We start from the raw sequence: 21,228 nt of genomic DNA on the forward strand, positions 1-21,228 counted from the left end.
ACTTCATTTATATTTTAGATGTCTAACTCAGTAAATGAGAAACCCCACTTTTTTAAAAAGTGGGGTTTCTCAACAATCTGAAAACCACATCTATAGTAGATGTGGTTTCGTTTATATGGTTATTACATAGTGTCATCTTCTTGAGAATGTTCAATATCAAGGTCTGTTCCATCATCCCAAGTAATTGTTAACTCAAGGCTGTCATAGTTTGGATCTAGACCAAAACCTTGTACAACTGCATCAATGATTTCTTCTTCACTCATAGAGCTGTCTAGTTCCATTTCTTCAAATGTAGTTTCTAGTTCAGTATACGCTTCATCACCCTCTAATTGAGTGTCATTTACTGAATCATCAATTTCTGCACGTACTTCCTCTGGATCATGTTCATACGTTACATCATAGTTGTCGCCCATTTCATCATAGTTAACACTTAATTCAAACGTTGAGAAACCAAATGCAGTTGTTGCAGGCTCCTCATCTTCAGTCATGTCACCCATGTCTTCGCCCATATCATTATCTTCATCAGTGTCAGTGTCGTCACCCATTGTTGTATCATCGTCACCCATTGTGTCGTCAGTATCATCACCCATTGTGTTATCTTCCTCTTCTACCTGATCCTCTGGTGCTGGGTTGTCCACCTCTTGATCTGTGTTACAAGCTCCTAAAACGATCGTTGATGTAATAAATGCTCCTGCTAAGATTGTTTTTGCTTTTTTCATAGTAATTGTGCCTCCTAATTTGTTTAGTGTACTTATTGAGTAACCGTTATTCATAGAACTCAAACATTATTTTTAAAAAATAATTATGTGAGATTGTTAGACAATGTGTGAAAAATACACATTTGGTTAATTACTTCAAGAACGATCTAAAGAGAACTTTGGCCGCTATCGGTTTTTCCAACCGGCATAATATCAGCTAATATTTCTTTTGTTTCAGGCGATCCTAACGCATAAAGCTTCTCATATAAAACTCTTATCTCTTTTTGAGTGTGATCTTTTTCATTATCCGCTTTTCTTTCTTGAAACGGTCTTTCAAAAATCTGCTGCGGTTCAAAATCTTGATTACTGACCGATTCAAGCAAGGCGTGAATCTCATCCTTTTCATCAGGAGTTGCATAAATCTCATATTGAATAAGATTATCAGGGGTTTCTGTTTTAGTAATACTTAAAACTGGCATATCTACTGAAACAAAATAACGTTCACGTTCCACTATGATCCTCTCCTTTTAATTAAGTTGTATCTAATACTTCCTTACCCCATCTGAACTTATTTACACATAAAATAAGACCAAGCACTGTGGCTTGGTCTTATTCTTCACTTGTTGAACGATCTTTCGTCTTTTCTTTTTTTCGTTCCTCTTCTTCTTCATATTTAATCTCATCTAGCGGAAGATCATCTACAGGCATCACTGTTTGATCCCGCTCTTTTTGTTTGCTTCTATCTTCTTTAAAAGCTTTTGACTTATCATTTCTTTCTTTAAGAACTTTGTCTTTTTCTTTATTATCCAAGGTAATCCCTCCTCTTTAGTATAGGAGATTCCCTGTCATTCTTATCTTAAACCTTATTAATCTTTAAACAATTTCTTAGTTAAGTCATCAATTTTCTTTTTGAGATCTTCTGTTTCACCTTTTTCAATAGCAGCTTGAAAGGACACTACATCGCCTTCTTTTACTTCAGCCGGAAGAAGAGCTTTAGGAAAATCAAATGTCTGCCTGCCATATTCAATCACTGCAAATTCACCCTCAAACCGGTCAATGATACATCTTTTCGGGGCTGTTTTAGACATAGTAAGAGCACCTCCACCTCTATCGTATCAGACTTTCTTCCTCTTTCTTCTCTTTTTTCTATAAACATATTTATAATTAATCGAATATTTACATTCCTGTGCTACATTTTTTGTGAAGTGAAATTTTTATAAGAATGGAGTGATATGATGACGTTTGGCAAAACGACCTGGGTGAAAATAGCATTAGTATTTACTTTTATTCTCACCCTTATTTTATCCACAGGAACATCCATTGCAGGCGCGTCCTCAAACTTACAAGTACATTTTATTGATGTTGGTCAAGGGGATGCGATTTTAGTAAAGCTTCCAAATGGTGAACATATGCTGGTTGATGCCGGCGATAACCATTATGGTGAGACAGTCGTCAATTACATTCAAAACCAAAACATCGCCTCACTCGACTACGTTGTCGGGACTCACCCCCATGCAGACCATATCGGCGGATTAGATGATGTTATCAATCGTTTTTTGATTGGCGAAGTGTATTTGCCAAATGCTACTGCTACAACACAAACCTACTATGATGTGTTGACAGCGATTGATCAAAAAGGATTATCTATTACACGAGCAAGAGAAGGGTTAACTCTTCTCAACACAACTGTTGACGGGAAAAACCTTTCAATCTCTATGATTGCACCTATTAGAGATTCTTATAGTAATATAAATGATTACTCAGCTGTTATCCGCATCGTATATGGATCCACCTCTTTTCTTTTAACCGGAGATGCGGAACATTTATCTGAAAATGACATGCTTTCCTCCAATGCCCCTTTAGCTTCTTCTATATTAAAAGTCGGGCATCATGGGAGCAGCACTTCAACGACTGCATCCTTTTTAGACAGGGTAAATCCTAGTGCTGCAATCATTTCTGTCGGTGCCAACAACAGATACGGGCATCCAAACCAATCAACGATTGACCGCCTACAAGCACGAGGTATATCCATTTATCGAACGGATTTGAACGGTTCAATTGTATTTACAACATCAGGATCTGGATGGCTCGTCAATAAACAAGCCTGGTGGAGACCATAACATAACCATATAAGGAGGATTCTCATGATAAAAATACTAAGAACTAAGTTTCACCTTATCCTTGTACTAGCAGCACTTGCCGTATTCTCTGCACTTCCTCAAGTGGAGGCAACAACGTACGACTGGAATATCCATCAAAATTATATCGAATATAAACATACCGGGCAGACATTTAACCATAAATCATGCGGCCAGGTAAACAATGCTTCTCAAGGCCACTTTAGATTGCCTAACACAACTTCTTCTCAGTTGATTGCCTCATACCCTGTTGATCATAGAAGTGTGCAACTCGACTTCGGCTCATGTTCAACATATGGCATCACTCATATTTTAGCAAGACATGCACCAGAACATTTCATAGGAAACCCTACAACGGTACAATCCTTTTTTAACCCTGGACATTCGATTTCATTCTATGAATCCCTAATCTCTCAAATTATTAGTCAAAACCGTACACAAATTGCCAACAATGGTTTCACTAGCAACGGCACAGTCGTCTACGGTACAATCAATGGTACAAGCCAGCAAATTCGCCTAGTTATTAAAGGAGGAAAAGTCATTACTATGTATCCAAATGGCTGGGGGCTGGGAGAGCGAATGTATTAAACGGACGTCTAAACTGGAGGTATACGCTTGGTTCACATTCACACATATTTTATTTTAGACAAGCCTAAGAAAACTGAAACTGTAGAGCTTTCACATCTTACCAAAACTGAGATAGACGTAATAAAACATCAACCAGTGTTTCCGGGTTATATAGAGATAATCCACAATGATCAATTAATATTGGGCAAAAGATATCAAGACAGTGTTGACCACTTCTGGCTTAATTTGATTGACGGGTTAGAGAAGCTGAAAAGAACAGGGGCATATTCAATTGATTTCCTCTATCAGCCGTTAAGACTTCAGTTACTTATAAATGATACCAGGCTCTCTCTTTCTATTCTTCATGATGAAACATGTATAGAGAGCTGGGATCTACCTAAGGAGCAAGCTATTATTTCAATGCTTCATGCTGCTGAAGAATTTATGGCATTAATTAATCAAGATACGTTCACCTTATTCCAATCAGAAATCGGTTCTATACAACAAAAGCTGACCGATTTAAATACATTCTATAAGACATGAAGTAAAAAAGGCTTAAACACTCTTAAAGGGCTGTTTTAAGCCTTTCTTTGATCTTTTTAAATAAATTTAAAAAATAATCTGAAAATAAACTTGCATTCCCCTCTTCTGTTATAGTACAATGAATTCAACAAAACAAACGGAGGCGATTAATAATGACTTACAAAGCGATGATTACAAGAAGAACTGGTATGAAAGAGTGTACGGATTGTGGAAAGGTTATTAATCAAATCCAAGAGGCTTATTTCAATCAATGCGAGAAGTGCCTAAGACATGCAAACCACGATTAAACAACATACTGTTATATAACATTTAACAATTAAGTCTGATTCAATTTATTGAGTCAGACTTTTCACTGAGAATATTCAGCCAGGAGGAAAACATGGAAATTATTACGGCAGATTTATGTGATGAATTTAGAGAAAAAGTAAAAATAGCAGACCCCATTTTTAAGATGTTCGGCAAACGGAAATCTTTTTACGGCACTATACATACGGTTAAAGTGTATGAAGATAATGTCCTTGTAAAAAAAGCTCTCCAAACCATCCCCGAAGGCAGTGTTCTTGTCGTTGATGGCGGTGGTTCAACTCGCTGTGCCTTACTCGGAGATAATTTAGCTGATATCGCCGTTACACGGAAGCTCCCTGGAATTATCGTTTATGGCTGTATTCGAGACAGCGCGGAAATTAACCAAATGGATATTGGCGTAAGAGCCATTGCCACTCACCCTTTAAAAAGCATTAAGCAAGGCAAAGGGCTAGAGCAAGTTGCTGTTCAATTTGCAGGGATTAACTTTGAGCCGGGAGCTTATGTGTACGTTGATGAGGATGGGATATTAGTTTCAGAACAACCATTAGTATAACTATAAAAGAACAGCCCAAGCTTAGGCGCTCGGACTGTTCTTTTTACATCATTGGAGGAGTATCATGAATATACGGAGGAGCTGGATTTAAACTAGGCGCATCCGCAAATGGGTATGGTTCAGCAAAATATTGAAATTCACCTTCCCCGTCCATACTCGGACCGCTCGCCCAGCGTCCTTGTGCACTTTCTTCTCCCCTTGATAAATTGATAAATAAATGAGATACTTCTCGTTTCTCAAGCTCTCTTGGGAAAGTACTTGGAACAATGACACCTTCTTGAGCTTCTAGTTCACTAATAGCAGCGAGCCATTGATTTTGGTGCATTGTGTCCCTTGCAATTAAAAAGGAAAGCATATCCTTTACACCACGATCGTCTGTCTGTTCATACAATCTTACAGCTTGAAGTCTTCCTTGAGACTCAGCATTTAAATTCGCTCTAAAATCAGCTAATAAATTCCCACTTGCAATAGTATAACCGCCATTCCAAGGAACACCTGCACTATTTACCGGCATCGCACCGAGCCCTGAAACAATAGCATGCTGCGGATTCATACCACCTAATATTGCAGCGAGCATTGGATCTTGGGCAGCTTGTTCCTGCTGATCGACTGGAGCCCCTTCTAGGAGGTGAGCAATCATTGTCGTTAACATTTCAATATGTGCAAGCTCCTCTGTCCCCACATCCATCAGCATATCCCTGTACTTTTCATTCCCTCTTGTATTCCATCCTTGAAACAAATATTGAATGGCTACTGAAATTTCACCAAATTGTCCACCCAGTATCTCCTGAAGTTTCTTCGCATAAACTGGATCCGGTCGTTCTGGCTTCGCCCAATATTGCAGTTCCTTCACATGATAGAACATATCATTCCCCCCTCATCACACTATTTGAATGATATGTGTTTGACCGCTCATACAGAACACAGACAAACTTAGTTTATTTTGATTGATCAAAAAAATCATACACACTCATCAGCGACCTTTGTTGGTCTTTTGTTATATGACTTGCTATGATTAATTCAATCATACATAAACCAATGATAATGAACACACCTGCTACCATGTTTCATCCACTCCTTTTTAAACTGATACTAAAAAGGTAATGTATGAAACGCGTTACATAGCAAGTGCTTTTTCAAAAATTAAATTGAGGGGAGATTGCCCATGGCAACGATTCGAGAAATTGCAAAGATCGCGCAAGTGTCAGTAGCTACTGTTTCAAGAGTACTAAACGACCACCCTTATGTAAGTAAAGAGAAAAAAAGGGCTGTGCACCAAGCTATAAAAGAACTTAATTACTCTAGAAATTTAAAAGCTATCCAATTAGCAAATAAACACTCTAATCTTGTCGGGGTGGTCCTCCCCAAAATTGACCTTCCGTATTTCAGTGAAATTGTAGAAGGTCTTGCTGAGGAAGCTAGAAAACTCCACCTTCAATTAGTGCTTATTCAATCTAATTATGAAACCGAAAAAGAAAGAGAAGCTTTGGAGCTATTAAGGGGACATCTTATGGACGGAATTATATTTTGTTCACGTGCCATTTCACTTACTGAAGTAAGAACCTATCAAGAATATGGTCCGATCATCCTTTTAGAAGATACCGATCAAGATGATTTTTATTCAATAAGCATCCCTCATGATCAAGCGTTTAGTTATGGCTTAGAATATCTTCATTCTAAAGGGCATAAAAAAATGGCCATCGCGTTAAATCGAACGGATGGGATCAACAGCCAAAAAAGAATTCATTCCTATAAGAAAATGATGGAGCAAATAAAAGAACCTATCAGAAAAAATTGGATATTTGACCACTGCTTATCAATGGAAGATGGTGTTTCTATCGTTCAAAAATACTTGTTGCTAAAAGAAAAGCCGACTGCTATTTTAACCACAAATGATCAGCTTGCAGCGGGAGTCATTTTAGAAGCAGCAAAGCATCAGATAAACATTCCACAAGACTTGGCTGTGTTAAGTTTTGATAATCAAGACATTTCAAAAGTAATGGATATTTCTACTATAGGTATTCCTATCAAAGAAATGGGCAGTGAAGCATTGAAAGCACTTTATAAGATCAGAGAGGGTCTCCAACCAGTCAAAAAAAAGCGTGAACTCCCGTTTAAACTTATTGAGCGATTAACTGTTTGATGTTATGTAAATTCAACTTCCCGATGCGGACTATGTATGTAGCTCCCGAAATATACTACGCTTTCCGCGGAAGCTTCCGGACCGCCCGCGGAAAGCGAGTACCTGCAGCAGAGGTTAACACCTACTGTAAGGCGGACTTCTGAGTGACATTCTTTACTTCCAAAGTAGACCTTGCGTGAACATCATCCGCTAGATTAGAGCTGTTCATATCATGAGTCAAACACTGTGGTTATGTCCCAGTCTGTTTCCTTTATTTTTCACTGTATTTCTTGGTCCGCTCGAGTACACCGTCTTTTTTATAAACTTTTAATTGAATCTGCTTTTTCGCTAACAGCTCATCTCCATATTTCAGCGCTTCTTCTTTCGTTTCAAATGTCTTACTTGCCCTCTCTGCTCCTTCTTTCTTGATCGCCCATTGATCATTTTGATTTATTAATTGATAAATTTCATCGTTCTTTGTGTTCCCGATTTTCTCTGCTTCATCAATTGCAATAGGTATCGCTCTTCCTTCTTCATAACCATCTTCTACTAATGAATTAGCAATTTCAATTGCTTTTTCTTTCACTTCTTTGTTTAAATTCTTCATCGCATCTGGATAATCATTTTTGTTCCAAGGCATTGCACAGCCCCTCCATTCTTTTTGTCTTTTCTTTTTTCTATATGTACCCTAAACGCTCTTGAAATAATCAAGTATAAATCACTCTAAACAACAAATAGTAGATACGAAAGGAGTGAGCGTAATGCCACAAAACCTAAAAAATCTTATGTCCACTCAAGTATTTTCTGTCACACCAGAACAATCGATCCAAGAAGCAGCAGCTCTTATGAAAGAACATAATGTCGGATCCATCCCTGTTGTTGAAAATGGTCAAGTAGCAGGTATGATTACCGACCGTGACATCACTCTGCGTTCAACTGCGGAGGGTACTTCAACACATATTCCGGTACGCGAATGTATGACAAGCAACCTTACAGTAGGAACATCTACAATGGATGCACATGAAGCAGCTGCTTTAATGGCCCAGCACCAAATCCGCCGCCTGCCAGTTGTTGATAACGGGCAATTAGTTGGTATGGTTGCTCTTGGCGACTTAGCTGTTGAAAACACGCTTCAAAATGAAGCTGAAGAGGCTTTATCGGATATTTCACAGAGTAATGATATTCAAAATCAGTAGTCCTTAATTAAAAAGCTGCCCGAAAAGGTTTCTATACCTTTTTGGCAGCTTTTTGTTGATGTTATTTTTTTAGTGCCTCATAAACGTTTACAATTCCATGACCAAAATGTTGACGGCTTTTTCCTGTGCCAAAGTCTGCTGTTTGCTGTAATAAAGTACGAATCTGCGCTGGAGTCAATTCCGGATTCTCTGCTTTTACTAAAGCAAGTGAAGCAGCAACTTTAGGAGCAGCCATACTTGTACCAATCGCATATCCATATCCCCCAGGTACGGTTGAAAGAGCTCTTGCCTCCGTATCCCCGCCAGGTCCTGCAAGATCTACATTTCCATAGTTTGAGTAATAAGCTAATTCATCATGAATCGTAGAAGATGACACGCTAATAACCCATGGTATATCAGAGAATGTATCATGGAGAGGCCCTGACCATTGCGCTCCTTCTCCAGGAATCGTATACATTTTCTTCCCTAAATCAATGGCATTATTTCCATTAGCCCCTACAATCATCATGTCCTTGCTTTGTGCATATCTCACAGCACGTGAAGCTGAAAGGTGAAGAGTTCTTTGCTGCTCGTTATTCATCATGCTGTAAGTTCCAAGACTCAAGTTCGCAATATCTACGCCATCATCAGCAGCAGTAGTAATTCCTGCTAATATACTCGTCCAATTACTAACTCTATAAGAGGCCATGGCAAGTTCCGGACCAACTCCCATCACTCGACCATTAGCTGCAATCGTACCAGCCACATGCGTTCCATGCATGCCAGAGTAGGAGTTGTCTGCTGTTTCTGGAACGAATGATTTTGCAAATAATAGATTATCCTTAAGATCAGGGTGAGTCGTATCAACTCCAGAATCAATAATGCCTACTAAGACATCGTGGTTACCAGCATTCAATTTCCATGATTCTCCGTTATTAGTTACGCGTTTAATATCCCATTGGTACTCCTCATACAAATCAGCTTCACTCGCATTGACTCTCAATTGATTTATTTCGTACGCTCGCTCTAGTTCAACTTCTGGGGATCGCAGTTCTACATCCTCTGCAACAGCTGCAATTCCACCGTGATGTTGAGCCCATGCTTTAAATTCAGGATTTGAAGTACTCACATTGATTACTCCTATTTGCGGGACTTCCTGTAAAATATCTACTCCTAAATCAGCCATCTCTTCCACAATAGCCTTTGGAATTGTTTGTTGTGAGAATGTAATAATATAGTCCGTTTTTTCCTCAGCTAAGACTCCTGAGCCACCAAAAGCCAATAACCCTGTTAATGTTAATCCTGCAATCCATTTTTTCATCGTATTCCTCCTCGTATGTTTTTACCGCCTTTTAAATGTTCGGTTCTCTAAGTAATTTCCCTTCATCCAATTGTAAGATATTTGAAAATGAGTAATAAGCCCTTTAAATTTCATTAGTTCTTTATTACTTGAGTCATTTTAGCTAGTGATAGATTTAATATTACAGTTAAAATATTAGCAATAAAGAGTCCAAGGATGTTAAAGTTATTAGTTCAATGAACATCATGAAGAGCAATCTAATTACGAAGTAGGAGAATATGAAATACAGTAACAAAAAAAGGCGACCGCATTTGGTCGCCTTTCTTTTTTTATGGAGCATAGCGGGCTCGAACCGCTGACCTCTTCGCTGCCAGCGAAGCGCTCTCCCAGCTGAGCTAATGCCCCGTATGTAAGGTACTTGTTTTTATTATAGCAACTTTTTCTTTAATAGCAATTAATAATTTACATATTAAAAGAGGATTATTTTAACTATAAGTTGGCAATGTGAGTAAGAGCATCATGTTTTTGGGGGTAATATTATATGTTTACACTATCAGATGTTCCGATTCTTCTTGTCTCTTTGTTCATTCTCCTCCCGCTGATTACCATCATACATCAAGCCGGTCATGTATTTTTCGTCTGGCTTTTCGGTGGAAAAGTTACATTCGTTATAGGTGCCGGTAAAAAAATATTTTCTTTTGGCTCCATAGAAATTAGAAGAATTTATTTCTGGCATTCTTTTTTTCAATTCGAAGAACTTAAACATGATACGACATTCAGCCATTTGTTAGTATTTATTGGTGGCTCTTTGTTTAACTTCATAAGCATTCTCATCGTTAACGGCTTAATTTTAATGGACATTCTTGCACCACATATCTTCTTCTATAATTTTGTTTACTTTTCAATATACTATATTTTCTTCGCCTTATTTCCGGCTAGATATTCAGAAGACCATCCTAGTGATATGATGGCGATATACGATTTGTTGAAATATGGTAAAAGATGCGATCCTTTAGACTAAAAATGTCAAAATTAGAATTTTTTAGAATAAATATGTTTGAAAAATTTCTAACTTTGGTAAACAGGGAGTGTAACATCACTAAAATTTTTTAGGAGGATGATTTACATGGCTACAAACAATAACAATAATAATAACAACAATAACGGTAACACGATGAGTCGAGAGGAAGCAGGCCGTATGGGTGGAGAGAAAGTGAAACAAGAATACGGTAAAGAACATTTCCAAGAGATCGGTCAAAAGGGTGGAGAAAATTCAAATAACCAAAACTCCACATCATCAAATAATAGCAACAGTAATAACAATAACAGCACAACATCAAACAGCAATAACAATAGCAGCAACAGCAACAATAGCAATAACAATAGCAACAGCGGCAATAACAATAGTAACAACAGCAATAGTAATAGTAACAGCAATAACAATAGTAACAACAGCAATAACAATAGTAACAGCAATAACAATAATAACAGCGGCAATAGCAATAGCAATAACAGCAATAACAGCAATAACAGCAATAACAACAGCAACAACAGCAATAGCAATAACAATAGCAACAGCGGCAATAGCAATAGCAACGGCAATAACAACAGCAACAGCAACAACAGCCAGAATATGAGTTATGAAGAAGCTGGCCGTAAAGGTGGCGAAAAAGTTAAGCAAGAGTATGGTTCTGATCACTTCGCTGAAATCGGCAAAAAAGGGGGCCAACGTTCTAGTTAAGTAATTGGTCAGCTCGCATAGAAGCTCAAAAAGGAGTATTTCTCATTAGAAATACTCCTTTTTGTATGTTAAAAGATTAAATCTAACAGCCACCAGCCTAGTGCCCCAACTACGCCAACCACGAGAGAACTTATGACATTTTCTAACGTGAGTTTCTTGTGCTTTGTGACATCGAAGACAAGCCAGCCACAAAATATAGCAAATCCAAAAATAACAGCAGTTACCATATGTCCCTCTCCTCTTCATACATTCCACATTCATCTTAGCAGAGATACGATTGCTAGGACAAGAGAGTGGTTATACTGGTTACTATTAATTAAAAAGGGATCGGTGGTTGTCGACCATGTTAGAGTTAGTTGTTTTACGTGCTCTTGTAGGACGTATTCCGCTTGTCGCTCGATTAATATCCATCGTTTTTATTTTAGCCACTACGATTGGATTAATTATTCATTTTATCGAACCTGATGTGTTCCCTACTTGGTTTGATGCCGTATGGTGGGCGCTAGTCACTGTCTCTACAGTAGGCTACGGGGACTTTGTACCAGTAACAACAATCGGACGTGTTTTAGGAATTATTTTAATTTTTTCAGGAGTGGGGTTTATGACTCTGTTTGTCACCTCACTTGCCGCTAAAACGATCTCGACTGTAAACGCTTTTCGTGAAGGGATGTTAACATTTATGGGTGATGGGCACGTTATTATTATCGGATGGAACGAACGGAGCAGGCACGCAATTGAAAATTTGCAAAAAGTAAAACCTAAATCATCAATCGTATTAATTGATGATACGTTGCAGGAGCTGCCTCAAGGATTAAGACATATTCATTTTGTCAGAGGAAACAGCAGTGAGGATGCTACATTAAAACAGGCAAACATAGGGCTCGCAAGCAGCGTGCTTATTACTGCGCAGCATCAAGGAAGTGAGTTTTCATCGGATGCTCATTCAATTTTATCCACATTGGCTGTCAAATCTCAGCATCCAGAAGTGTATACGATTGTGGAAGTGTTAACAACTGAACAAATTGCTAACGCTAAAAGGGCTGGCGCGGATGAAATTGTGGAATCTACTACGTTGACAGGTTCAGTTCTGATAAACAGTCTGTTATACCATCACATGAGTGACGTACTAGACGACTTATTAACTTTTAATGAAAGAACTCAATTAACATTCAGCCCCATCGTGGAAGAACATGTAAACAAAACGTTTGCTGCTTTGTTAATCGAATTATACAACGGAGGAGATTTATTAATTGGAGTAAAACGTTCTGAGGAAGTTTTACTCCATCCGCCTCATGACACAGTGATACAGCAAGGTGATTTATTAATATTAATTAACAGGCTCCATGCTAGTACAATAAAGTAAGTTCAAGCTCTTGAACTAAGCTCCTTGCAACAGTCATGTATTTATTGTCTACTTTAGCGTCTTTATCTACTGGTTCTTGAAATTGGTTAAAGACGCTGTTGTATGTCATCGGAATCAACCCATTTAGAGGATCTGTATTATCATCAAGTCCTTTTTGAAATTTATGACTTAAAAGAAATGGCTGCCCTAATGAAACACTTACTCCTCTTTCCCCTAGCTCTCCGTCCACCGGCTTAAAAGGCAGCCGCAAAAATGTATACCCTACCTCTTCATCAATTTTATAATCAAAATATCCTTGATCATAATCCCAGCCGCCTCCTATAACATAGCCAAGCGGTTTCAGTTTTTCTTCTAATACTTGAAGTTTAAATTCTTTACCTTCTACAGCAGATTGTAAAGCAATCATTCACCCCACCCTTTCTTATAAATAATGTACACCTAGTATGTGCTTTGACCGAAAGAAAAATGAGCAAACAAAAAAGATCACGCAAAAGCGTGATCTCAACTATCTTTATTTAAGGCGTTTTTCTAGCTCAGCTTTTTCTTTTTCAAAGCCTGGCTTCCCAAGAAGAGCGAACATGTTCTTCTTATATGCTTCTACTCCTGGCTGGTCAAACGGGTTGACCCCAAGTAAGTAGCCGCTGATGCCGCATGCTTTTTCAAAGAAATAAATTAAATAACCGAAATGGTATTCGTTTAGTTCCGGGATATTGATAATTAAGTTTGGCACTCCGCCATCAGTATGAGCAAGCATTGTCCCTTCAAAGGCTTTCTTGTTCACAAAATCCATCGTTTCGCCTGCAAGGTAGTTCAAGCCATCAAGATCATTATCAGCTTCCTCAATCTTAATCTCTTCCCGTACCTTCCCTACATTCAATACTGTTTCAAATAAGTCACGACGGCCGTCTTGGACATATTGCCCCATTGAGTGCAGGTCTGTTGAAAAGTCAACAGAAGCAGGGAAAATTCCTTTTCCGTCTTTTCCTTCACTTTCTCCGTAAAGCTGCTTCCACCATTCTGATACATAGTGAAGAGATGGTTCATAATTCACCATCAGTTCAATCGTTTTTCCTTTGTTGTAAAACGCATTACGTACAGCAGCATATTGATATGCTTGATTTTCTTTAAGGTCTGGATTAGAAAGATCAGCACTTGCATCAGCAGCACCTTTCATCAGTGCTTCAATATCAAGACCACTCACAGCAATTGGCAGAAGTCCTACTGCAGTAAGTACAGAGAAACGCCCCCCAACATCGTCAGGAATGATAAAGGACTCATATCCCTCTTCATTTGCAAGAGTTTTTAGAGCACCTTTTTCACGGTCAGTTGTTGCATAAATACGACGACGCGCTTCTTCTTGTCCGTATTTCTTTTCTAAAAATTCACGAAAAATACGGAAAGCAATAGCTGGCTCTGTCGTTGTCCCTGATTTTGAAATAACATTCACAGACACATCTTTACCTTCAAGCAAAGCAAATAAATCTTTTACATACGTTGAAGAAATATTGTTTCCAACAAAGAATACTTGCGGCGCTTTACGTTCTTCTTTTGACAATACATTATAAAAAGAATGATTCAATGCTTCAATCGTTGCACGTGCTCCTAGGTATGAGCCCCCAATTCCAACGACAAGAAGTACGTCGGAATCATTTTTAATTTTTCCAGCCGCTGCTTGAATGCGTGAAAATTCCTCACGATCGTACGCTGTTGGCAGGTCAATCCAACCTAAAAAATCATTTCCTGCACCTGTTCCGTTATGTAGAGCTTCATGTGCTGCAGTTACAGCATCTTGCATGTTATCAATTTCATGTTGTCCAAAAAAAGACAGTGCTTTTGAATAATCGAATTGAATTTTTTCCATGAAGGTGATGCCTCCTTAATCATTTACGTTCATATCACTATTCACTTTAACCGAATGCCTGTATAAGAATCAAGTTCATCTGACAATGTAAGCGGAACCAGTGGAAAATTAATTAATACTTAAAGACAAAAGACTTGGAAAGAAGAATGTTAAAGTGGAATTTAGGAAGCACACCGCTCCAAAAATATACTTCGCTTTCCGTGGGAAGCTGGTGAGCCTCCTCGAGCTTCGCCCTGCGGGGTCTCACCGTTGCTTTGGATCCCACTGGAGTCTACGTATATTTCTTCCGCTAAGGAATTGCTTCGTTCAAAAAACCCCTTAAATACAATCTTCAGTCCAAGTCTATCTTCACCTTATAGTGCTTCTGTTAAAATCTTTTTCACATCGTCTTTATTTAATTTTCTAAAGTTGCCGAATTCGCCGTTTTCAGCTGCAATTCCAGCCATGCGTTCAATTTGTGATTCGTCGATATCATAATCAGCTAAGCGGTTTGGTGCACCAAGCTCCGTCCAGAAAGCTGATAACTTATCAATTCCTTCAAGTGCAATTTCACGATCAGTTTTGCCTTCTGGATCAACTCCGAGTACTCTAGTCGCAAGCTGTACGTGCCGCTCGATTCTCTCATCAAGACTATTGCGCATCCAGTGAGGGAAAATAATCGCTAATCCGCCTGCATGCGGGATATCATACACTGCCGACACAGCATGTTCAATATTATGTGTCGCCCAGTCTCCTCTTAGCCCCATTTGAGTAATGCCGTTTAGAGCCATCGTTCCACAGTAAAGAATTGTTTCGCGGTGTTCAATATTATTAAGGTCAGATAGCAGCTTCGGCGCTGTTTCCATAACTGTTAACAAAATGGATTCCATAATACGATCTTGAAGCTGTGTATTCTCAGCATGATGGAAATACGCTTCAATTACATGGCTCATCATATCAACCATGCCATAAATCGTTTGGTCTTCTGGGACAGATAATGTATTTTTCGGATCTAAAATAGAGAATGCTGGGAATGAAAACGGACTTCCCCAGCCGACTTTCTGGCTAGTTTCCCAATTCGTAATAACGGACCCTGCATTCATTTCTGAACCAGTCGCAGCAAGAGTTAAAATGGTTCCAAATGGAAGTGCTGAACTTGGCGTATCTTTTTTCGTGATGACATCCCAGATATCTCCCTCGTACTTTGCACCGACAGCGATCGCCTTTGTTGCATCAATAACACTTCCGCCACCTACAGCTAAAATAAACTCAATATCATGTTCACGGCACAACTCAATACCTTTGTGAACCGTCGTTAAACGCGGGTTCGGTTCAACACCTGCAAGTTCCGTCACTTCGGCATTGATCTCACTTAATTGACTGATGACGTGATCGTACAAACCGTTTCGTTTAATACTGCCTCCGCCATAAACCACTAATACTTTCTTGCCATAACGCTTTACTTCATTGGCTAATTCTTCATTCTGGCCTTTACCGAAAACTAATTTAGTTGGATTTTTAAAAACAAATGGATTCATATGTATTCCTCCTTGATAGGGATTTACCTATTATTATCAACAAATACCGTGACATATGTAAAGGAAACAGACTTCAAATCCCATTTCCCATAAATTAACACTGTCTCCTAACAATAGGCAACGGTATAAGTGAATAATTGTCCACTGACATCCTCATTCTAAAAGGGAAGCACACCCTCACATCGATGGTTGTGCAAATCCTTAATAGCAGGAGGTGAATGGTGTGAGTGGTATTCAACGTACAGCGCTTGTTTTAGCGATTATCGGCGCAATTAACTGGGGGCTGATCGGATTTTTCCGTTTTGACCTTGTCGCGGCAATCTTTGGCGGACAAGCTGCAGGCCTATCTCGTTTAATTTACGCGCTTGTTGGTCTAGCTGGTCTTTATTGTATTTCAATTCTGTTCAAGCCTGATGAGGAACTTGAACGCGTACCAGAAACAGAACGATAAAAATGGCTTAAGCATCTCAAATCTTGATTTGAGGTGCTTCTTTTAATTCCTACGCCTCACTATATTCTCCAATAGATGATGCTTTCCTCCCCATATATAAAATAAAAAAGCATCCAGTATAACCGGATGCTTCGGTGGCAAGAATTACTTCTTAGCGCGCTTGTTAAGATCAGCTTGAATTTCGTTAGATTGCTTTAACCATTCTTTAAGCTTATCTTCAAGTGTGTTGAAACCTTGTTGAGGTTTGTTTTGTTGTTGTGGCTTACGTCCGCCTTGACCGCCGCCAGTGTTACGAGGCTTAGCTGGACGAGCTGGGCGCTCAGGAGCTTCTTGTGTAGCACGGATAGAAAGTGAAATCTTACCAGAATTTTCTTCTACGTTCATGATTTTCACTTTAACTTCATCGCCTACAGAAAGAACATCATTGATATCTTTAACGAAACCGTGAGCTACCTCCGAAATGTGTACTAAGCCTTGTTTTTGCTCGTCAATTGCTACGAACGCACCAAAAGGCTTGATTCCTGTTACTTTACCTTCTACAATACTGCCTACTTCATAATTTGACATCTACATACATCTCCTAACTATTTATTAACCTTTTAATATTAACATAGGATGCGACTTTACGCAAAACATCGTTTAAAAAGTTTTTATTTTACATCTTTGCTTATCTTAACAGGTTTATATAGAAACGTAAAACAAGAAATGAGACAACACCTTATAAGCCATCTGACGACATGTCAGATGGCTTATGGATTAATTAACGTTTACCTGTTTTGGGCTTTTCCGAAGTTAATACTCCGCCTGCAATAAATCGTTCATCAAGCTCAATTCCAAGCTCTCTTTTGTACTTTTCAACCTTATATTCATCTTTGCGTTCAATGAAAGTAACGACCTTGCCTTCTTTGCCCATTCTACCTGTACGTCCTGCTCGGTGAAGATAACTATCAGGACTTGCAGGAGGATCTAATTGAATGATATGGGTCACATCATCAACATCAAGTCCTCTAGCCGCTATATCTGTAGCTACTAAAATGTGAATGTCACCTTTGCGGAATTGATTTAGAGCCTTCTCACGTTCTTGCTTCGTACTGTCTGAAGAAAGTGAAGCAGCTTTAATTTTCCGGTATACGAGCTTTTCTGTGGTTTCAGCTAATTTTTCAAGCTGATTAACAAATACAATCCCTTTTTCAATTTTTTCAGCATGGATCAGCTTTCTAGCCATATCGACTCGCTCTCTTGCTTCCACGCGAATGAGCAAATGCTCAATATGATCGACCAACAGGCCTCCCTCGGCTTCCATCTCGACTGTAAAAGGTGCAAATGAAGCGATCATATCAGCAAAGTCATCGGGTAACGTCGCGGATACGAATAAGAACTGACGATCACGGCCGGCACGCTTTGCAATTTCCGTAAAAGCATCCCATGAAGATTTCTCTCCTAGCATGCGATCTGCTTCATCAACTGCAACGACTTTTAACTCATGCAATTTCAATTTCTTCATGTCTACAAGTTCCAGCACACGGCCTGGTGTCCCAACGGCAAGCTGCGGCTTTTTCTTTTTTAGACGCTCTAATTGACGTTTAACATTCGCACCACCTATAAATGAACCAATTTCAATCGGTGCCTCTTTCGTTAGTTCACGTGCTACCTCAACAATTTGCATCGCAAGCTCTTGAGTTGGGGCAAGAATTAATACTTGCAGCCCTTTTTCCTTGCTGTTAATTTTTGCTAGAGCCGGCAGAAGGAAAGCAAGTGTTTTCCCTGTTCCTGTCTGCGAGCGTGCGATAATGGATTGACCTTGGAGTGCTTCTGGAATCATTTTCGCTTGGATATCAGTTGGTTCGCTTACTCCCATTTTCGATAATGCTTCCTGATACATTGACGGCAAGCCGTCGATTTCAAACGTACCTCTCATAGTTAAGCCTCTTTCTTTTTGTTTATTTTTCTGTGCGCGTTAATTGTTTAACATCCGCATCAGTCAATTTGTTTAATTGATTTAAAAATGCTTGTTGAAAAGAACCGATACCTTGTTCGTTCGTTTCAGCAAATGCACGTTCACTTGCAATTCCGTAATAAGCGGCTGCTTCCCTGCAAGCATTCGGAATATCGTCTTTTGATACCGAGATAAACGCAGCTACTACTGCACCAAGCAGGCAGCCTGTCCCAACAACTTTAGTCAGCCATGGATGACCGTTGTAAACCGTTTGGACATGAACCCCGTCACTTATCACATCCACTTCTCCTGTCACAACTGCTACACAAGAAAACTGTTTTGCTGCAAGCTTAGCAAGTTCTATCGTATCACCTTCCATCGCTCCGTCAACACCTTTTACAGAAGCTTCTACTCCTACAAGAGATGCAACTTCCCCAGCATTTCCACGAAGAACGGTAATATCTACTTCTTTTAAGATCTTAAGACTCGCTTCTGTTCGAAACGACGTCGCCCCTGCTCCAACCGGATCTAATACGACCGGAACTCCAGCTTGATTTGCTGCCTTTCCAGCTATGATCATTGCTTCTACTTCTTCTGTTGATAGTGTTCCTATGTTTAATAATAGGCCGCCTGCCACCTGGGCTAGGTCGGCTGCTTCTTCTTTTGCATACGCCATAACAGGAGAAGCACCGAGTGCGAGTAATCCGTTAGCAGTAAAGTTTGTAACCACCACATTTGTCATACAGTGAATAAGCGGGTTTTCAGTTTTAATTCGTTCTAACAGCATGTCATTACTTCCCTTCGATAAATAGTTGAGTTTGAGAAAATCTTACCTTTTTTTATTTATGAAAACAAATTTAATATTTTTTTAGTTTGAGACGTTTAAAGTGTGCCCGATTGGTCATACTAGGTATTACAATCGTATTCCCCCATAATTGAGGCAAGAGCGCCATGCTCTTGCCTCCTTTTTTTATGTCAAAGAGCTGCTCCTCTAAAAGTGAGGAGCAGCTCTTCTGATGTAGATACGTTGCATTGGCTAGTGGAACGGTGCAATTACACTCTGAAAAGATACAATTCCGCTGTGCCTTGACGCAATTAGTTGAGAAAGACGCAAATAAACCTTTAACCGACGCAATTGCGCGAGTAAGGAGCGCAATCAGCTTTGTAACAGAGGCATAAACATCCTGAAACCTTACCATTGCTCAAGACCTCACCTATTACACAACTTCTATCAGCTTAAAACTGTTTTAAAAACCGGCCGATCCGCTCAACCGACTGTTCGAGATTTTCCATAGACGTTGCATAGGAGCAACGAATATGCCCCTCGCCGCCTTCACCGAAAACATGTCCAGGAACAACAGCGACTCGCTCTTCTAGCAAAAGCTTTTCTGCAAACTGTTCAGATGTTAGGCCTGTTTTTTCAATCGACGGGAAAGCATAGAAGGCACCGCCTGGCGTGTGACATTCCAATCCAATTTCAGAAAAAGATTTAACAAAATAATTACGACGCTGCTTATAGGACTGCTTCATGCGGTATACATCATCCATACCGGTCTTCAGTGCCTCTAGCGCACCGTACTGTGCCATCGTCGGTGCACACATAAGGCTGTATTGGTGGATTTTCAGCATTGCACTAAGCAAGTCTTTTGGGGCACATACAAAGCCAAGACGCCATCCTGTCATGGCAAATGCTTTTGAAAACCCGGAAATGATGACCGTTCTCTCTTTCATTCCTTCTAGACTTGAGAAGGCTACATGCTCTTCGTCATAGGTCAACTCGGCATAGATCTCATCTGAGAATACTAATAGATCATGGCGTTCAGCCAGCTCGGCAATCTCTTTTAATTCTTCCTGATTCATTGTAGAGCCAGTTGGGTTATTTGGGAAACAGAGCATCATAGCTTTCGTTCGGTCTGTGATGGCAGCTTCAATTTGAGCAGCGGTCACTTTAAAATCAGTATCAATATTCGTCCCTACTGCCACAGGCACCCCGCCTGCCATCGATACTAAAGGCGCATACGATACGAAACTCGGCTCGACTACAATGACTTCATCGCCTTCATCTACTATTGCTCTCATCCCGACATCGATGGCTTCACTTGCCCCTACAGTTACCAAAATCTCTGATTCAGGATCGTAATCCACAGAGAAGCGAGAAGTCATATAATTAGAGATTGCTTCTCTTAATTCAATGATGCCCGCATTGGCTGAGTAAGCAGTGAAACCGCGCTCCATCGAAGAAATACTTGCTTCACGTACGTTCCAGGGTGTCACAAAATCAGGCTCCCCAACACCAAGTGAAATGATATTATCCATACTTGATGCAAGGTCGAAAAATCGTCTTATGCCTGATGGCTGGATGGATTGCACTTTTTTAGATAAACGTTTGTTTACTTGTTTGGTTGTCATGGTGCCACCACAATTCGGCGATCTTCTTCTCCTTCTCCAAAGACCACGCCATCATGTTTATATTTCTTCAGCTGAAAATGTGTTGTTGTGGATAAAACAGAATCTACAGTTGAAAGCTTCTCTGAAACAAAGCGTGCAATCTCAGACATCGTTTTCCCTTCAATAACTACCGATAAATCATACGCACCAGACATTAAGTACAAAGCTTTCACTTCAGGAAAACGATAAATCCGCTCCGCTACTTGATCAAAACCTACTCCGCGCTGGGGAGTCACCTTAACATCGATCATCGCCGTGACCCCTTCATTTTGATCCACTTTGCTCCAGTCAATTACCGCAGAGTAGCTTAAAATAATGTGATCATCCTCAAGCTTCTTCAAGAGCCCCTTTACTTCTTCTTCAGAAGCGTCTACCATTTTAGCTAAGGTCGGTATGGAAACACGGCCATTTTCTTCTATAATATGCAAAATATCAATTGCTTTACTCTCCATCTCTCTCTATCTCCTTTCGCTTATAGCGCATGGATTGGTTCAATTTTGTTTATCATA

At 39.6% G+C, this 21,228-nt stretch carries 28 protein-coding genes and 1 tRNA gene; 10 read left to right on the forward strand and 19 right to left on the reverse strand.

What is annotated here, in order from left to right:
• Positions 1-122: 122 nt before the first annotated feature.
• From A33I_RS13820 to A33I_RS13835, 4 genes are all read right to left on the reverse strand, one after another.
• Positions 123-719, reverse strand: a complete 597-nt coding sequence (locus A33I_RS13820; RefSeq protein ID WP_022628956.1) for a YusW family protein — start codon at positions 717-719, stop codon at positions 123-125.
• 146 nt (positions 720-865) lie between these two features.
• Positions 866-1,210: a hypothetical protein gene (locus A33I_RS13825; protein WP_012960210.1), complete on the reverse strand. Its 345-nt coding sequence runs from the start codon at positions 1,208-1,210 to the stop codon at positions 866-868.
• Between the two features lie 97 nt (positions 1,211-1,307).
• Complete coding sequence (locus A33I_RS13830; protein WP_012960211.1) at positions 1,308-1,508, reverse strand: hypothetical protein; 201 nt, start codon at positions 1,506-1,508, stop codon at positions 1,308-1,310.
• Positions 1,509-1,564: 56 nt separating this feature from the next.
• Entirely contained in the window at positions 1,565-1,786 is a 222-nt protein-coding gene (locus A33I_RS13835) for a DUF3006 domain-containing protein (protein WP_022628957.1), read from the reverse strand.
• Between the two features lie 147 nt (positions 1,787-1,933).
• On the opposite strand from A33I_RS13835, the gene A33I_RS13840 reads away from it, so the two are divergent.
• The 5 genes from A33I_RS13840 to rraA all read left to right on the forward strand — a co-directional run bounded on the left by A33I_RS13840 (position 1,934) and on the right by rraA (position 4,805).
• Positions 1,934-2,818 (forward strand): ComEC/Rec2 family competence protein, encoded by an 885-nt coding sequence (locus A33I_RS13840; protein WP_022628958.1) that lies wholly within the window; start codon positions 1,934-1,936, stop codon positions 2,816-2,818.
• 24 nt (positions 2,819-2,842) lie between these two features.
• Positions 2,843-3,424 (forward strand): hypothetical protein, encoded by a 582-nt coding sequence (locus A33I_RS13845; RefSeq protein ID WP_022628959.1) that lies wholly within the window; start codon positions 2,843-2,845, stop codon positions 3,422-3,424.
• Positions 3,425-3,451: 27 nt separating this feature from the next.
• Positions 3,452-3,946, forward strand: coding sequence for a hypothetical protein (locus A33I_RS13850; RefSeq protein ID WP_022628960.1), 495 nt, complete (start codon positions 3,452-3,454; stop codon positions 3,944-3,946).
• Positions 3,947-4,098: 152 nt separating this feature from the next.
• The gene (gene yhfH / locus A33I_RS20300; protein WP_012960213.1) at positions 4,099-4,233 is read left to right on the forward strand and encodes a protein YhfH; all 135 of its coding nucleotides are present in this window, start codon (positions 4,099-4,101) and stop codon (positions 4,231-4,233) included.
• 92 nt (positions 4,234-4,325) lie between these two features.
• Entirely contained in the window at positions 4,326-4,805 is a 480-nt protein-coding gene (rraA, locus tag A33I_RS13855; protein WP_022628961.1) for a ribonuclease E activity regulator RraA, read from the forward strand.
• Between the two features lie 43 nt (positions 4,806-4,848).
• Here rraA and A33I_RS13860 read toward each other — a convergent pair whose 3' ends face one another.
• Together A33I_RS13860 and A33I_RS21430 are read right to left on the reverse strand one after the other, a co-directional pair.
• Positions 4,849-5,670 (reverse strand): manganese catalase, encoded by an 822-nt coding sequence (locus A33I_RS13860; protein ID WP_022628962.1) that lies wholly within the window; start codon positions 5,668-5,670, stop codon positions 4,849-4,851.
• Positions 5,671-5,743: 73 nt separating this feature from the next.
• Positions 5,744-5,869, reverse strand: coding sequence for a hypothetical protein (locus A33I_RS21430; protein ID WP_022628963.1), 126 nt, complete (start codon positions 5,867-5,869; stop codon positions 5,744-5,746).
• A gap of 101 nt (positions 5,870-5,970) precedes the next feature.
• Here A33I_RS21430 and A33I_RS13865 point away from each other — a divergent pair, with 101 nt between their 5' ends.
• Complete coding sequence (locus tag A33I_RS13865) at positions 5,971-6,948, forward strand: LacI family DNA-binding transcriptional regulator (protein WP_022628964.1); 978 nt, start codon at positions 5,971-5,973, stop codon at positions 6,946-6,948.
• 250 nt (positions 6,949-7,198) lie between these two features.
• Here A33I_RS13865 and A33I_RS13870 read toward each other — a convergent pair whose 3' ends face one another.
• A complete protein-coding gene (locus tag A33I_RS13870) occupies positions 7,199-7,567 on the reverse strand; it encodes a DUF2188 domain-containing protein (protein WP_022628965.1) in 369 nt (122 codons plus the stop codon).
• A gap of 121 nt (positions 7,568-7,688) precedes the next feature.
• On the opposite strand from A33I_RS13870, the gene A33I_RS13875 reads away from it, so the two are divergent.
• Positions 7,689-8,123 carry a CBS domain-containing protein gene (locus tag A33I_RS13875; RefSeq protein ID WP_012960219.1) on the forward strand — a complete coding sequence of 145 codons (435 nt, stop codon included), beginning with the start codon at positions 7,689-7,691 and terminating at the stop codon, positions 8,121-8,123.
• A gap of 61 nt (positions 8,124-8,184) precedes the next feature.
• Here A33I_RS13875 and A33I_RS13880 read toward each other — a convergent pair whose 3' ends face one another.
• The gene (locus A33I_RS13880; RefSeq protein WP_022628966.1) at positions 8,185-9,423 is read right to left on the reverse strand and encodes a S8 family serine peptidase; all 1,239 of its coding nucleotides are present in this window, start codon (positions 9,421-9,423) and stop codon (positions 8,185-8,187) included.
• Positions 9,424-9,734: 311 nt separating this feature from the next.
• A tRNA-Ala gene (locus A33I_RS13885) sits at positions 9,735-9,807 on the reverse strand.
• A gap of 136 nt (positions 9,808-9,943) precedes the next feature.
• Between A33I_RS13885 and A33I_RS13890 the strand changes: the two genes are divergently transcribed.
• Entirely contained in the window at positions 9,944-10,423 is a 480-nt protein-coding gene (locus A33I_RS13890) for a hypothetical protein (RefSeq protein WP_022628967.1), read from the forward strand.
• A 315-nt stretch (positions 10,424-10,738) separates the two neighbouring features.
• Here the strand turns inward: A33I_RS13890 and A33I_RS21435 are convergent, their stop codons facing one another.
• Both A33I_RS21435 and A33I_RS21115 read right to left on the reverse strand, forming a co-directional pair.
• Entirely contained in the window at positions 10,739-11,101 is a 363-nt protein-coding gene (locus A33I_RS21435) for a hypothetical protein (protein ID WP_274423267.1), read from the reverse strand.
• Between the two features lie 110 nt (positions 11,102-11,211).
• A complete protein-coding gene (locus A33I_RS21115) occupies positions 11,212-11,370 on the reverse strand; it encodes a hypothetical protein (protein WP_012960252.1) in 159 nt (52 codons plus the stop codon).
• 116 nt (positions 11,371-11,486) lie between these two features.
• On the opposite strand from A33I_RS21115, the gene A33I_RS13900 reads away from it, so the two are divergent.
• Entirely contained in the window at positions 11,487-12,506 is a 1,020-nt protein-coding gene (locus A33I_RS13900; protein ID WP_022628969.1) for a potassium channel family protein, read from the forward strand.
• On the opposite strand, the gene A33I_RS13905 is transcribed toward A33I_RS13900, so the two are convergent.
• The 3 genes from A33I_RS13905 to A33I_RS13915 form a co-directional block, all read right to left on the reverse strand.
• Positions 12,490-12,912 (reverse strand): YugN-like family protein, encoded by a 423-nt coding sequence (locus A33I_RS13905; RefSeq protein WP_022628970.1) that lies wholly within the window; start codon positions 12,910-12,912, stop codon positions 12,490-12,492. The two genes, A33I_RS13900 and A33I_RS13905, sit on opposite strands and share 17 nt — an antisense overlap.
• A 105-nt stretch (positions 12,913-13,017) precedes the next feature.
• Positions 13,018-14,367, reverse strand: a complete 1,350-nt coding sequence (locus tag A33I_RS13910) for a glucose-6-phosphate isomerase (RefSeq protein ID WP_022628971.1) — start codon at positions 14,365-14,367, stop codon at positions 13,018-13,020.
• Positions 14,368-14,720: 353 nt separating this feature from the next.
• Positions 14,721-15,884 (reverse strand): iron-containing alcohol dehydrogenase, encoded by a 1,164-nt coding sequence (locus tag A33I_RS13915; protein WP_022628972.1) that lies wholly within the window; start codon positions 15,882-15,884, stop codon positions 14,721-14,723.
• A gap of 223 nt (positions 15,885-16,107) precedes the next feature.
• Here A33I_RS13915 and A33I_RS13920 point away from each other — a divergent pair, with 223 nt between their 5' ends.
• Complete coding sequence (locus tag A33I_RS13920; RefSeq protein ID WP_012960258.1) at positions 16,108-16,335, forward strand: DUF378 domain-containing protein; 228 nt, start codon at positions 16,108-16,110, stop codon at positions 16,333-16,335.
• Positions 16,336-16,479: 144 nt separating this feature from the next.
• On the opposite strand, the gene yugI is transcribed toward A33I_RS13920, so the two are convergent.
• The 5 genes from yugI to A33I_RS13950 all read right to left on the reverse strand — a co-directional run bounded on the left by yugI (position 16,480) and on the right by A33I_RS13950 (position 21,171).
• Positions 16,480-16,902: a S1 domain-containing post-transcriptional regulator GSP13 gene (yugI, locus tag A33I_RS13925; protein WP_012960259.1), complete on the reverse strand. Its 423-nt coding sequence runs from the start codon at positions 16,900-16,902 to the stop codon at positions 16,480-16,482.
• A 193-nt stretch (positions 16,903-17,095) separates the two neighbouring features.
• Complete coding sequence (locus tag A33I_RS13930; protein ID WP_012960260.1) at positions 17,096-18,253, reverse strand: DEAD/DEAH box helicase; 1,158 nt, start codon at positions 18,251-18,253, stop codon at positions 17,096-17,098.
• A gap of 22 nt (positions 18,254-18,275) precedes the next feature.
• The gene (thiM, locus tag A33I_RS13935) at positions 18,276-19,058 is read right to left on the reverse strand and encodes a hydroxyethylthiazole kinase (protein WP_022628973.1); all 783 of its coding nucleotides are present in this window, start codon (positions 19,056-19,058) and stop codon (positions 18,276-18,278) included.
• Between the two features lie 449 nt (positions 19,059-19,507).
• Positions 19,508-20,680 carry an aminotransferase gene (locus A33I_RS13945; RefSeq protein ID WP_022628975.1) on the reverse strand — a complete coding sequence of 391 codons (1,173 nt, stop codon included), beginning with the start codon at positions 20,678-20,680 and terminating at the stop codon, positions 19,508-19,510.
• Entirely contained in the window at positions 20,677-21,171 is a 495-nt protein-coding gene (locus tag A33I_RS13950) for an Lrp/AsnC family transcriptional regulator (RefSeq protein ID WP_012960265.1), read from the reverse strand. The genes A33I_RS13945 and A33I_RS13950 overlap by 4 nt, the downstream gene beginning before the upstream one ends.
• Between the last annotated feature and the right edge of the window lie 57 nt (positions 21,172-21,228).

The sequence above is a fragment of the Alkalihalophilus marmarensis DSM 21297 genome, assembly GCF_000474275.2.
GTDB lineage: Bacteria > Bacillota > Bacilli > Bacillales > Bacillaceae_D > Alkalihalophilus > Alkalihalophilus marmarensis.